Genomic DNA, 12,480 nt, shown 5'->3' on the forward strand with positions numbered 1-12,480 from the left:
AACTTGCATCATGGTAGAAAAGAATTATTCTTATCTGGTGGATGAAATCCTGCCAAAGCTAGGATTTAACGAGATCTTCAATGATAAGCTGCGAGCCGCTATGAAAGTGGGTATTGAGCCCATCGAATTGAAAGCGGCCGAAACGCGGAAGGTGGGAGAATTTACCTACAATATCGTTTTGGAAAAGAATCGCGGTGAGAACCTGGCACCCGATCAGGAGCCGTTTTATTTTGCCAATCGAATTGAGGTTTCATTCAAAAAGAATGGAGAGGAGAATATCCGTGAACACACATTTGGCCTTTATAAGCAGAGAGGCCATTCCCGTGAACAGATACGCAATTTGATGAATGGTAATTATGTGCATAATACCTATCGTAAGGGCGACGAGATCGTTGGTCGTTGGCAGGGAATTAATTTCAATAAGCCGAAGGAAGACGGAACGTTTGAACTGCGATCTATTTATGACCGTACTATTCAATGGAACGTTACGAAGGAGCTTTCTAACCTCCCGCATATCAACTCTCTCACCCAGGAAATGAAGGAGGACATGCTACGGTCGCTTTACAACGGTGATAATGTTGCGGTAAGTTTAAAGATCAATGGAAATCGGGAACAGCTCTATATCCGCGCGAATCCCCGCACAACTTCACTGGATATCTTCAACGCGGATGGGCAGAAGATCACTTTACCTTCCAAGAACTCACTCCAGCTTGTGTCCGATGACATTTCCGAAAAGAAGGACCTGAGCGAAGCAGTGAGCATTGCGATGGATGCTGGTGCTGCGATAGATCTCAGTCAAGGGCAAAAGAAGAAGCGCTGATTAATTTTGTTTTTTGGGTTGCCGGCCGTTTATATAATGGCCGGCATTTTTATATTGAATTATAACAAGTTACCCTTGGAATAATTGAAAAAAGTGAATATATTCACTATGTAATCGGAAATCAGATATCAGATATTAAATATTTAGATAATCCAATAGCATTTAAGACAAATACGCTTCAGGAAACCATTATTCACCCATTAATTCTTTATTGATGAACCCTTGGCGTTACTTAGCAGCAAAGGGGGACGTCGAAGAAATCCCGTTTGAGATCGTGGGACCGATGTTCTCCGAAATGTTCCAACTTTTCAAGGCGCTGCATCCCCAAATTTCAGAATCCCTTATGCAGGAAATCCATGACAGGTGCCGCCCCGTCCGATTTAAGAAAAAGTCGTTGATCCTCGATTACGGCGAAACCTGCGGTCATGTATTTTTCGCCGCGCGTGGACTTGTCCGTGCCATCTTCCAGCGTGAAGGAATGGAACAGACGTGCTGGTTCATGGGCGAAGGCGATATCGTCATCGCTGTCGAGAGTTTCTATTCTCAACAACCAAGTCTTGAAAGACTGGTAGCGATGGAGGACACCGACTGCATTGCCCTGTCCTGGGACGACTTGCAGGTGATTTATCAAAAGCATGTGGATTTCAACATCATCGGAAGAAAGCTCACTGAGCTGTATTACCGACAGGCTATTGAAAGGACTAAATGGGTCTGCCTGTCAGCGAAGGAGCGTTATGATGCATTGTTCAAAGACTATCCGAAATTCCTGAATCGCGTGCCGGACGTGGCTCTTGCATCATATTTAGGTATAGGTAAGTCTTATTTGAGTAAGATCCGGGCTGATGTTCACTTTCAAAAATGATGCAAAATGACAACAAAATAGTCATTTCACGTCCATAGCTTTGTTAGTATAAACCAAAATTGCTATGAAACCATATCACACCTACCCCGTGCGGCAAGTGATTTTTGCCGTAGCAGCTATTCTTTTCCTTATCGGTTGCTCAAAAACCGATTCCACAGTAGAAAAAAAGAAACCCAGTCATCTTTTTACGAACCTACCGGCCACGGCTGACGAGCGACTGGTTCCATTTACAGATTCACTTTTGGTATCGGAAGATGCCCGGCCCTGGATGGATAGCGTTATCGCTGCCATTGGCTCTCCTGCCTGGGAGCACGCAGCCTTTGGGGTTCAGTCCGGTGCCCCTTCTGTTATGTTACCTCTTATCAATTCCAACGAAAAGCGGGTTACCGGCTTGCTGGTAATGGTAAAGGGTGACCGCTTCCGCTTTCGGGTTATTGATTCCCGAAGGCCGGAACGATATGGATATAATAACGGAAGGAACGCCGCGAATGCCCGTACAATATTCATTGCTGCCGATTTATTCAACCAGCGCGCATTTCCGGATGCCGAGCCCGCAGCCATCGGTGAATGCATGATGACCCGCACCGAGCGACAGCACTTTGAAAGCGCACGTAAGTCCGGTGGTTCCTTTACGCCGATGGTAAAGGCTGCTGGATATGCCATGTCGATCACCTGCTACACAACAATGGCCTGTACTGGCGATGGGCGCGGCAATTGTATCGGTAATATCGTCTACAGTACAGACTGCATTTACAACTACATATGGGTAGAAGATTCTGGCTGGGGAAGCAGTGGCCCAGGTGGTGAAGGCGGCTACGGCGGCGGCGGAATTGGTGGCGGCGGCGGAGGATCAGTAGGCCCGGGCAACGGATCAACGAACCCCTGCGGTGGGAGCTCGACCCCTCCGGGTCAAAACACCGGGCCGCTCGCCGTGCTTCCTCCTACAAAGCCGATCGTAGACGTAAAGAAATATGTTCGCTGTTTTGATCGTACCGGAGCGGCTAAACTCACCCTATACGCCGACCAGCCACAGGCAGGCAGCGATGAGCCGTTTACCGTGAAGGGGAAAGTCGGTCATTCTTATATTACCATTGAACAAAATTTCGGTGGGCAGATCGTGCGGCGTACCCTTGGTTTTCATCCTTTTGAAGCCGTGTCGCCGTTTTTCGCGAAAGAGGGCCAAAGCCAGCTAGGCGATGACTCCGACGCCAGTTATGACGTGAGGCTGGATGTAAATATCTCCGGCGAGGCGTTAGCAAAAGTGCTTTCCATAATTGAGAGTTTTAATCCTCAATACCATCTGGAAAATTATAATTGTACTAATTTTGTTCTGGACGTATCCGATGCCTGCGGTTTGAAAATTCCACGAACAAAGGCATGGTGGCTCGTAGGATCAGGATTGAATCCTGGTAGTTTTGGCGAGGATTTAAAAAAGGTGCCCGGAGCCGTTTCAGGACGGGGCCGCTCGGACGATAACACAGGAGAATGTAACTAAACCATATTTTTTATGAAAACCGTGAAGTTTCTTATCATTTTTAGTTTGATTACCTTCCACGCATTTGCAGTTACCCAGCCTTCGCGTGACCAGGCGATCATTAAGAAGTTCCTTACTTACATCGCAGGCCCGAGGTGGCATATCGATACCGTAGTGTCAAAGTATGTGGTTTTTTATGCGGAAGAATCAAAAGTCGCTTCCAGAGCGACCAGGAAGATGTACCTCAGCATGGCGGTGGCCGATTTGGTGGAACAGGTCAAAAGGGTCAAAATCGATGATCTGAAGATCATACCATATAACGATGTTGATGAAAAACTACAAATAATGACCCTCGGACCCGATTATCGCCAAAGGTCGTATGTTGTGACTGATCCATCAGGTAAGTTTGTACGGTACTTTTTGCTGAAAGACGACCAAATCGAATCATTTGTATTGTTTCAGGGAAAAGCCTATCTATTATTGAACTGATATAATAACTACCATACCTTACGCTGCTTTAATCGCAGCTGCGAGGGGGAAGTATCACCCCAACCTGGGCAATGATGCTTCCCCTTTTTCGTGCCCCTATGTTTCATTTTAAAATGATTCAAAATGCTGACCGCTTCTGATGATCTGCTGCGCGAATTGCAGACCAAGATCAATATATTATCTCGTGACCCATCGGTATCGTTGGCCCGCACTGAAAAGATCCTGGTTTATATTAATCAAGCACTCATTTCCCTCAAAGAATTGGTAAGATTACACACGTTCACCAGCACCGACGAGGAAATCCGGTTTTTTAAGGATATTAACCCGGAATTTTATGCGCTGTGGATTTATTATAGTACAGTTTATTCGATTCAATGCCACACTTTCCCTGGCTCATCGAAGAGCCGGGTGAAATACCTTGAGCATGAAATAAAAAAGATCGATGATTTTTTCTTTCATCACCTTGATTTTTATAAATATTACAGAAGTGGAAAAACGCATCGCGATCAGGAGTTCTTTCTCCGTAACCCGAAAATGGAGGAGTTTTATACCGATACTTATGCAGCGGTGATCGACAGGCAGCAGTGTACACCGCATTCACTTAAAATAGCAATTGTTTTGGCGAATGAGCGGTTAAGGGTTTATGTAAATGACGCTATTGAAGAGGAACTTTCCGGAAATTCTCAGCAGGTGAAGTCGGATGGCGTTGCCCCGCTTCAATGGACTGAATCAAAAACCAGCTTGATCGAGATCATTTATGCATTCTATGCAGCGAAGGTATTCAATAACGGGGATGCGACGGTCGAAGCGATTACACGGTATTGCGAAAAGGTGTTTTATATTGAGTTGAAAGCCCATACAATTACGTTCCAGGAAATCCTTCGCAGAAAGAAAGGACTAGCCTCAGCCTTGGAATGGATTAAAAGTAAGTATTTGCTATATATTGATGCAGTAGAGGAAAGAAACCGAATACGGAGAAATAAAAGGTAACATCACTTCATCAAAAAATCTCTTTTTAGTTTCGCCAAGAAAACACTTCTGTTGTGCACATTTTGATTATGCTTTAATTGTTGTCTCCTTTGATATCTATTTAGTTCGGGAAATGCTTTTTTTGTCCGCGAAAAAAGCCGTCTAAAAGTTTCCACGCTTTTTTCCTTTGGCCTTCTATTAATTTCTTCAACGACCAAATCGAAAATCATCTCAGCAGTAAGAAATGCATATAAATAGGTTTCATTATTGATGTTAAGTGCGTCAAGGGCCTTTCCAAGATCGTGTGTTTCTAACAAAAGGTCGTAAAAACCACTGAAGTCTCGCGTGAAGTTTTCGTTTCTAATAATATCCTTTGGACCTATGAATCCCCAATACGGTGCAGTCTGCTGAATGTCAGTTAACTTGTACATGTATGCCCCCTGACAAGTCGCCAAAGAAATGATTAACCCATTCTTCAATGCCCGGTTCATTTCCCTGAAAATTCCCGCCAGCTCTTCCCATAAAACTACTTCTCCATTTCCTAATTCTAAACCTTTTCGACCTCCATGTATTTCCATGTGCAAAATGGGAGATACTGTTCCGGCTATTACTTGCGCTTTTATGGCATATAGTTCTTGGAAGAATTCGTTTTTAGTCTGAATGGAAATGTAATGTGCCCGCGTGCCGTTGCGCTCACAACGTCTTCTAGTTATGTCATTGAAAAGCTCTTTTCCGGTTTCTGGTTCATTTGGAAGAAGCGACTGAATTACTATTACGGAATCATACTTAAAGTTGTACCGTACGGTTATGTCATCCATCGGATTTTTTGTTTTTGAAGATAACTATTCCAAAGATGGTGAAAAATTCAAAATAAAATTACCCAACTAGGATTTAGACTATGAAAAATGAGCTTTAGTGGATCGCACATTTGCCTTACAATTTATTTCATAATCAAAATACAATTGTATGGCATCTATCAATTTTTCACCGGTACTGCTCGCCCTGCTTCTCTCGGGCATTACATATGTCCTGGTTTATCTTTTTTTCATCAGGGCAAAAGCGTTCAGTAAGAAAGAAATTCCCGTACCAGTCGTTCAGACGGCTGGCTTCAGGGAGCCCCTGGCACCTTCATTTAGCAATCGCTTTCCAACTTCCAGCTACGAGCCTCAAGATCCCGAAATCGATTTTACAGAAGAAGATAACTCCGGCGAATTGGAACTGGTGGAGGACGATTCAAGTATTCTCCTGAAGGAAGCTGAAGCAGTAATCGATCATATCGCTGCCGTTATCGGCAACATCGCCAGCCATCCCGCCAATCCTGCTGAAGTGTTCACGAAGATACGGGCTATCGTAAGCCAATACGGTATTTTCCAGAATACCGAGTTCTACGATGCCATTAACCGATATGTGGCTGTATCTGTAGAGCGCGACCTGGCATTACGTTTTACGGAAGCGGAACTGGCGGAACTGTGGTCGTAGGCCACATGGTCAAATTAACTTTCCCATCATAGCCCTGCCTGCCGATCAACGGTTCTCCGCCGGCGACGGGCCCCCACAGGCAGGGCATCCTCACCTCCCAAATTTCCAATTCATGAAATTACTCAATTCATACGGGCAGAAAGCCCGCTGGCAGGCTATTGCCATCGTTCTCTTATCTGCGAGCATTTCCGCTAATGCCCAAGATGGTGTTGCCGGTATCGAACAAGCAAATGACATGGTCCGTGAATACTTCGACACTGGAATAACCCTGCTTTATGCCATCGGCGCCGTACTTGGGCTGGTAGGCGCCGTAAAGGTCTATACCCGATGGAGCCAAGGCGATACGGAAACGACGAAGCTGGCCGCGAGTTGGTTCGGTGCCTGCATTTTCCTGGTCGTTGTGGCTACGGTATTGAAGAGCTTTTTCGGCGTGTAAATCTTTACCGATGGCAACAGTATATCAAATAAACAAAGGCGTCAACCGCAGCATCGAGTTTCGGGGTATAAAGGCGCAGTATCTGCTCTTTCTCGCAGTGGGCATGGTTCTCCTGCTGCTGCTTTGTGCAATTGCCTTCATCGCAGGAATACCGGCAATACCGGTTGTCGTAGCCGTAGTGGTTGCAGGATATGGGCTGTTGGTTGCGGTTCAACGGTATAGCAAGCGGTACGGCGAGCATGGCCTAGCAAAGAAGCTCGCTCAATCCCGTTTGCCGCAGCATATCACGACGTCCTCGCGTAGTGTCTTCACCTCCTTCAATTCACGCAAGTATGAAAAAGAGTAAAACGCTGGAGAGCGTGTTCCCTATTCATAAAATCGAAAAGGATTTTCTCATTGCTAAATCCGGCAGCGTTTCCATAGCTTTTTCGGTCGTGCTGCCGGAGATATTCACGATGTCTTCCGCTGACTATGAGGCGCTCCATGCCGCTTTTGTGAAGGCGATACGCGTACTGCCGGAACATACTATCGTTCATAAGCAAGACTGGTACTTAGAGGAAGGTTTCAAGCCATCCGCCTCGGCTGACTCTTTCCTTATGGACGCCAGCGACCGGCATTTTTCGGAAAGACCCTTTCTGCGCCATGAATGTTACATTTTTCTCAGCACGGTGCCACCGGCCTTATTGAACCCAGCGCCGACGGCAGGCGTCTTGTTTCGCACGTCTCCTGTTGCCCGGGAGCTGCTGGACGACCGGCGCTTCGAGGTATTTGCCGAAAAGGCCAGCCAGTTCGCCGCCGTTCTGCAAGACAGCGGTTTCCTGGAGCTGCGGAGGCTGGACGGTGATGTCCTGGCCAGTTCTCCTAATCGTGCAGGCCTGCTCGAAAGATATTGCTATCAATTGGCTGAAGACCAAATGCCGGTATTGGCCGATTTCAATACTGGTGGGGAATTGGGCGTAGCGGGACACTCCCTGCACATTTTTTCCCTTGCAGATCCTGATGACCTGCCTTCCCTGTGCGGCCCCCGCCTGAATTACGAAAAGTACAGCACCGAGCGTACCCCGTTCTCCATCGGTTTCGGTGCGCCGTTAGGCCTGTTGCTGCATTGCAATCATATCGTCAACCAGTACATCATTGTCGGTGACGCGGCGGGGACCCTCCGCCACTTGGAAGCAAAACGGAAACGTTTGCAATCACTTTCGGCCTATTCACGTGAAAACGCCATCAGCCGTGACGCGACGAGCGCATTCCTCAATGAAGCCATCGGTCAGGGCCGATTGCCAGTGAAAGCCCACTTGAATGTGATTGCCTGGCACGATGACCCGGCGAAGAGCAGGGAACTCCGGAACATGGTGTCCTCCGCAATGGCCGCGCTGGATGGTAAAGCAAAGCTGGAGACGGCGGCGGCGGCGTGCTTGTTTTGGGCTGGCATCCCGGGAAACGGGGCGGAACTACCATCCACGGCGAGATTTGACACGTTTGCCGAGCAGGCTGTGTGTTTTTTCAACGTCGAAACGAACTACCGGACTTCCCTCGCCGCGCAGGGCATTCGGTTCGGCGACCGTTTGACAGGGCGACCCCTTCAGGTCGATTTATTCTATGAACCCTTCGACCGGGGGCTTATTCAGAACCGGAATATTTTCCTTTGCGGGCCGTCCGGCTCCGGAAAGTCGTTTGCCACCAACCACATCCTGCGTAGCTGCAATGAATGCGGCGACCACATCCTTGTCGTGGACGTAGGGCACTCATATAAGGGACTTTGCGACCTCGTAGGTGGGTACTACTTTACGTTCAGCGAAAAGAATCCCATATCCTTCAACCCGTTTTTCGTTCCAGATAACCAACTGGATACGGAGAAACGCGAGGCGATAAAGTCATTGCTGCTGGCTTTGTGGAAGAAGGACGACGAGGCGTATTCCAGGAGTGAATACATTTCCCTGTCCAACGCGCTGCAGAGCTACTTCGACAAGCTGAAGGCCGATCCTGGCGTCTTTCCGTGTTTCAATACGTTTTACGACTACCTCCGCGATGTCTTTGTCCCGGAACTGCGCCAGCAGGGCGTGAAAGACAAGCATTTCGACATTGACAATTTCCTATACGTGCTCCGGCCATACTACACCGGCGGAGAATATGATTACCTGTTAAATGCGACGGAGAACCTGGACTTGCTCCATACCAATTTCATCGTGTACGAGCTGGACGCGATCCGTGACCATCCCATCCTGCTGCCAGCCGTAACCTTGACGCTCGCCGAGAATTTTCTCAACAAGATGCGGCGCCTGAAGGGTGTGCGTAAGATCATCCTGATCGAAGAAGCATGGAAAGCAATTGCCCGTGCCGGAATGGCGGAATACATCCGCTATCTGTTCAAAACCGTCCGGAAGTTCTATGGTACGGCGGCCGTTGTCACCCAAGAGATCGACGATATCATTTCCAGCCCGATAATCAAGGACACCATTATCGCTAACAGCGACATCAAAATCCTGCTCGACCAAAGTAAATACGCGAACAAGTTCCAGGCAGTTCAGGATGCCCTGGGCCTGACAGACCGGGACCGGAGCCTGATCTTGTCTATGAACAAGGCAAACGATCCGCACCTGAAGTACAAAGAAATTTTCATCAGCCTGGGCGCTTACAGCAAGGTGTACCGGACGGAAGTCTCCCTCGAAGAATACCTGTGCTACACCACCGAGGAACGGGAAAAGCTGCTGGTGCAACAATATGCGGCGCGGTATGGCTCCATCAGGCGTGGCATTTCCCGGCTTGCCGCCGACATACGTTCAAAAAAGATATGATATGAAACGGAAGATTTTTATCACACTCGCCCTCCTGGTCGTCCTGACCGGAGTTCCCGTCAGCCGTACGTATGCGATTTGGCCCGTTGTTACCGCCGTGGTAAAGAAGGTGATCCGTGCGATGGATTTGCAAATCCAGCGGCTCCAGAACCGGACGATCGCCCTTCAAAATGCCCAAAAGGCGCTGGAGAACATCATGGCGAAGCTGCGGTTGGAGGAGATCGGCCAGTGGACGGAGCGGCAGCGGGTGTTGTACCAGGACTACTTCGCCGAGCTGTGGAAGGTAAAATCCGTCATTGCCTACTACCGGCGCGTGGCTGAGATCGTCCAGCGGCAACGCGTGCTGGTGGAAGAATACCGCCGGGCATTTACCGTCATCCGGGAGGACCGACATTTTAATGCAGCTGAGGTTGACCAGCTTCACGCGCTGTATTCCGGCATCCTTGCTGAAAGCCTAAATAACGTGGAAGACGTGCTGAATGTGGTCAATGCCTTCACCGTGCGGATGAGTGATGCTGACCGGCTGAAGATCATAAGTGAGGCTGCGGACCGAATGGAAGGGCATGTCGTCGCGCTGCGCCGGGTAACGCATCGAGCCGCCGGCCTCAGCCTCCAGCGTGCCCGGAGCGCAAAAGAGGCAAACAGGATAAAGGGCTTATACGGAATAAAATGACGCTCATGTACCGGAAAACTATTCTCATCCTCCTTTTGATGGTTCTCGCCGGGAATGTGCGGGCCCAACTGGCCGCTGAATGGCTTCGCCAAAACCAGACACAGCGGAGGTATCTGGCAATACAGATCGCCGCGCTTCAGCAATACCTGTCCTTGGCCCGCCAAGGGTATCAGGCTGTCAGTGGCGGGCTTCAGGTTGTCGGCCAGATCAAGCGCGGCGATTTCGATATCCATTCCGCATTCTTTTCATCGTTGCAACACGTCAGCCCCTTCATTCGGAGGCATCAGAAAGTGCTGAACCTTGCCGGCAGCTATGCATCTCTGTTTGAACATTGCCGGCGTATGCGTACCCGATGGGAAACTATCGAAGGCTTTCCCACCTGGAAACGCAGCATCCTGGTGGACGCATATCTCCAGTTCTCCGACGATCTCGCCCGCGACCTGCTTTTTTTAACTGATCTCCTGACGGACGGCCGCTATGAATTGAACGACGCGGAGCGGCTGGAGCAGGTCAGGCACCTGGTTGCCCGGCAGGAATTGCGGCGGGCACGCATTCGGCAGCTTTCCGATGATTTCGAGCGTTCAGCGGCGGCCGCGGTCAGTAACAGCCGTGAACACCTTCACTTCAAAACCTTGTTGCCATGAAAAGCGCCGCTATTCTTTTGTTCCTTGTGCTGATGGGGTTTCGCCCAGCGGGCGCCCAATCCCATGATGTAATTCAACTGGGGCTCAACATCGAGAAGTTAAATCAGTTCCGCCAGATATTGGCTGACATGCGCCGCGCCTACACAGTGCTCAGCCGCGGTTACAATGCTGTCCGCGACCTGTCCCAGGGGAATTTTAAGCTACATGAACTGTTTTTGGATGGCCTGATGGCGGTCAGCCCCGGCGTTGCCCGATATCGGCGCATTCCGGAAATTATCGCGATGCAGCGGATCATCGTCGCGGAGTACCGCACCGCTCTTTCCCGGTTCCGACGAAATGGGATGTTTACTCCTGATGAGCTTTCGGCCATTAAGCGCGTGTACGCCGGCCTCTTTGACAAATCTGTACGGAACCTCGAAGAGCTGGTATTGATCGTGACCGGAGGCAAGTTGCGGATGACCGATGCCGAGCGCATGGCGGCAATTGACCGCGTTTTTGCGTCGGTGCAAAGCGATTTGTCCTCTTTGCGGCAATTCAATCTCAACACCGGCTCCGTGGCTCGCATACGGGTCGGCAGGTTCCAGGAAATAGAACAGCTAACCGGCCGCCAGGCCAGTAAATAGGAAATCCATGAAAAAGTCCTTCCTGTTGGTGCTGCTAATAGCGGCATTGCCCGCCGTTTGTCTTGCCCAGTCGGGCGGAAACGCGGATATCCAGAAACTCCATGATATACTTGACCGGATTTACGACGATATGATCCCGCTTTGCGGCCGCTTGACGACGGTCGCGCGGGGCATAGCCGGCTTCGGCGCCATCTTCTACATCGCAGCCCGCGCTGGCCGGAGTCTGGCGGCGGCGGAACCTATCGATTTTTTCCCGTTGCTGCGCCCTTTCGTGCTCGCTGTGCTGATCGGTATCTATCCGCTGGTGTTGGGCGTTATCAACGGTATTCTTCAGCCAACGGTTGACGCAACGAACGAGCTTGTCACCCAAAGCGACAACGCTGTAAAGGAACTGATGCGTGTGGAATATGAGTTACTCGCGAAAGGAAAGGCGGAATTGCCCCCCGGCAGCCCGGAGACCAGCGACCAGGAAATGCAGGAATACTACAAGTACCTCAACGCTCAAACGGCGGGTGAAGAGAATTCCCGTGGATTCTGGAGCCTGATGTGGGGAAAGGTCGAAGGAACGATCCTTTACTACGTCCAGCTTATTGTGTCGAAGATACTCCAGATCCTTTTCTACGCCGCTGCGCTTTGTATCGACGCCATGCGGACGTTTCACCTGGTCATCCTCGCCATCGTGGGGCCGTTTGTCTTCGCCCTGAGCGTTTACGACGGTTTCCAGCATACGTTGTCCGTCTGGCTTGCCCGGTATATAAACGTATACATGTGGCTTCCCGTTGCCAATCTCTTCGGTGCCATGATCTCCCGTATTCAAGAAAATCTTATCAAGAATGACATTGAAGCCGTGCTCGCTGGCGGAAACAATGCAACGTATAGCTTGACCAGCGTGGCTTACATCGTGTTCCTCGTCGTCGGCATCGTCGGGTATTTCACCGTGCCGTCGATCGCCAACTACATCGTGCACGCCAGTGGCGGCAATGCCCTGTTATCGAAGTTTCAATCTGCGGCGCGCACCGCTGTGGTTGCGGGTACAGGAGGCGCCGGAGCCGCAGCGGGCTCCTCTTCAGCAGCCGGGGCGTCGGCGGCTGGAAGTGCGGCAGCCGACACCGGCGCGTCTGACAAATTGCGTTACCCGATGGCGGATGCCGCAAACTCGGAAGGCTATAACAAGGACGCTGGGCATCAATTCAATCAAATCTCAGGTAAGTAAACT

14 protein-coding genes are annotated in these 12,480 nt (G+C 49.8%); 13 read left to right on the forward strand and 1 reads right to left on the reverse strand.

Features of this window, described 5'->3' with window-relative positions:
• Positions 1–10: 10 nt before the first annotated feature.
• The 5 genes from EJ361_RS20705 to EJ361_RS20725 all read left to right on the forward strand — a co-directional run bounded on the left by EJ361_RS20705 (position 11) and on the right by EJ361_RS20725 (position 4,635).
• Positions 11–820, forward strand: a complete 810-nt coding sequence (locus tag EJ361_RS20705; protein WP_126247874.1) for a hypothetical protein — start codon at positions 11–13, stop codon at positions 818–820.
• Positions 821–1,034: 214 nt separating this feature from the next.
• The gene (locus EJ361_RS20710; RefSeq protein ID WP_126247876.1) at positions 1,035–1,682 is read left to right on the forward strand and encodes a Crp/Fnr family transcriptional regulator; all 648 of its coding nucleotides are present in this window, start codon (positions 1,035–1,037) and stop codon (positions 1,680–1,682) included.
• A gap of 64 nt (positions 1,683–1,746) precedes the next feature.
• A complete protein-coding gene (locus EJ361_RS20715; RefSeq protein WP_126247878.1) occupies positions 1,747–3,177 on the forward strand; it encodes a hypothetical protein in 1,431 nt (476 codons plus the stop codon).
• Between the two features lie 12 nt (positions 3,178–3,189).
• Complete coding sequence (locus EJ361_RS20720; RefSeq protein ID WP_126247880.1) at positions 3,190–3,645, forward strand: hypothetical protein; 456 nt, start codon at positions 3,190–3,192, stop codon at positions 3,643–3,645.
• Positions 3,646–3,768: 123 nt separating this feature from the next.
• The gene (locus EJ361_RS20725; RefSeq protein WP_126247882.1) at positions 3,769–4,635 is read left to right on the forward strand and encodes an RteC domain-containing protein; all 867 of its coding nucleotides are present in this window, start codon (positions 3,769–3,771) and stop codon (positions 4,633–4,635) included.
• Between the two features lie 2 nt (positions 4,636–4,637).
• Here EJ361_RS20725 and EJ361_RS20730 read toward each other — a convergent pair whose 3' ends face one another.
• Entirely contained in the window at positions 4,638–5,432 is a 795-nt protein-coding gene (locus EJ361_RS20730; protein ID WP_126247884.1) for a hypothetical protein, read from the reverse strand.
• Positions 5,433–5,580: 148 nt separating this feature from the next.
• Between EJ361_RS20730 and EJ361_RS20735 the strand changes: the two genes are divergently transcribed.
• The 8 genes from EJ361_RS20735 (at position 5,581) to traJ (ending at position 12,477) form a co-directional block, all read left to right on the forward strand.
• A complete protein-coding gene (locus tag EJ361_RS20735) occupies positions 5,581–6,093 on the forward strand; it encodes a hypothetical protein (protein ID WP_126247886.1) in 513 nt (170 codons plus the stop codon).
• 112 nt (positions 6,094–6,205) lie between these two features.
• On the forward strand, positions 6,206–6,529 hold the full coding sequence (locus EJ361_RS20740) for a DUF4134 domain-containing protein (protein WP_126247888.1): 324 nt from the start codon (positions 6,206–6,208) through the stop codon (positions 6,527–6,529).
• Between the two features lie 10 nt (positions 6,530–6,539).
• Entirely contained in the window at positions 6,540–6,875 is a 336-nt protein-coding gene (locus tag EJ361_RS20745) for a DUF4133 domain-containing protein (protein WP_126247890.1), read from the forward strand.
• The gene (locus tag EJ361_RS20750; RefSeq protein WP_126247892.1) at positions 6,862–9,324 is read left to right on the forward strand and encodes a TraG family conjugative transposon ATPase; all 2,463 of its coding nucleotides are present in this window, start codon (positions 6,862–6,864) and stop codon (positions 9,322–9,324) included. Before EJ361_RS20745 ends, EJ361_RS20750 begins: the two co-directional genes overlap by 14 nt.
• A gap of 1 nt (position 9,325) precedes the next feature.
• The gene (locus EJ361_RS20755; RefSeq protein ID WP_126247894.1) at positions 9,326–9,997 is read left to right on the forward strand and encodes a conjugal transfer protein TraI; all 672 of its coding nucleotides are present in this window, start codon (positions 9,326–9,328) and stop codon (positions 9,995–9,997) included.
• A 5-nt stretch (positions 9,998–10,002) separates the two neighbouring features.
• A complete protein-coding gene (locus EJ361_RS20760; protein WP_126247897.1) occupies positions 10,003–10,641 on the forward strand; it encodes a hypothetical protein in 639 nt (212 codons plus the stop codon).
• Positions 10,638–11,264, forward strand: a complete 627-nt coding sequence (locus EJ361_RS20765; protein ID WP_126247899.1) for a TerB family tellurite resistance protein — start codon at positions 10,638–10,640, stop codon at positions 11,262–11,264. Before EJ361_RS20760 ends, EJ361_RS20765 begins: the two co-directional genes overlap by 4 nt.
• 7 nt (positions 11,265–11,271) lie before the next feature.
• Positions 11,272–12,477 carry a conjugative transposon protein TraJ gene (traJ, locus tag EJ361_RS20770; protein WP_126247901.1) on the forward strand — a complete coding sequence of 402 codons (1,206 nt, stop codon included), beginning with the start codon at positions 11,272–11,274 and terminating at the stop codon, positions 12,475–12,477.
• Positions 12,478–12,480 lie beyond the last annotated feature (3 nt).

The organism is Chitinophaga rhizosphaerae (assembly GCF_003958645.1).
Taxonomy (GTDB): domain Bacteria; phylum Bacteroidota; class Bacteroidia; order Chitinophagales; family Chitinophagaceae; genus Chitinophaga; species Chitinophaga rhizosphaerae.

Coding starts and splice junctions, on each gene's coding strand:
- EJ361_RS20705 (WP_126247874.1), top strand. CDS start 11: ATGGTAGAAAAGAATTATTCTTATCTGGTGGATGAAATCCTGCCAAAG.
- EJ361_RS20710 (WP_126247876.1), top strand. CDS start 1,035: ATGAACCCTTGGCGTTACTTAGCAGCAAAGGGGGACGTCGAAGAAATC.
- EJ361_RS20715 (WP_126247878.1), top strand. CDS start 1,747: ATGAAACCATATCACACCTACCCCGTGCGGCAAGTGATTTTTGCCGTA.
- EJ361_RS20720 (WP_126247880.1), top strand. CDS start 3,190: ATGAAAACCGTGAAGTTTCTTATCATTTTTAGTTTGATTACCTTCCAC.
- EJ361_RS20725 (WP_126247882.1), top strand. CDS start 3,769: ATGCTGACCGCTTCTGATGATCTGCTGCGCGAATTGCAGACCAAGATC.
- EJ361_RS20730 (WP_126247884.1), bottom strand. CDS start 5,432: ATGGATGACATAACCGTACGGTACAACTTTAAGTATGATTCCGTAATA.
- EJ361_RS20735 (WP_126247886.1), top strand. CDS start 5,581: ATGGCATCTATCAATTTTTCACCGGTACTGCTCGCCCTGCTTCTCTCG.
- EJ361_RS20740 (WP_126247888.1), top strand. CDS start 6,206: ATGAAATTACTCAATTCATACGGGCAGAAAGCCCGCTGGCAGGCTATT.
- EJ361_RS20745 (WP_126247890.1), top strand. CDS start 6,540: ATGGCAACAGTATATCAAATAAACAAAGGCGTCAACCGCAGCATCGAG.
- EJ361_RS20750 (WP_126247892.1), top strand. CDS start 6,862: ATGAAAAAGAGTAAAACGCTGGAGAGCGTGTTCCCTATTCATAAAATC.
- EJ361_RS20755 (WP_126247894.1), top strand. CDS start 9,326: ATGAAACGGAAGATTTTTATCACACTCGCCCTCCTGGTCGTCCTGACC.
- EJ361_RS20760 (WP_126247897.1), top strand. CDS start 10,003: ATGTACCGGAAAACTATTCTCATCCTCCTTTTGATGGTTCTCGCCGGG.
- EJ361_RS20765 (WP_126247899.1), top strand. CDS start 10,638: ATGAAAAGCGCCGCTATTCTTTTGTTCCTTGTGCTGATGGGGTTTCGC.
- traJ (WP_126247901.1), top strand. CDS start 11,272: ATGAAAAAGTCCTTCCTGTTGGTGCTGCTAATAGCGGCATTGCCCGCC.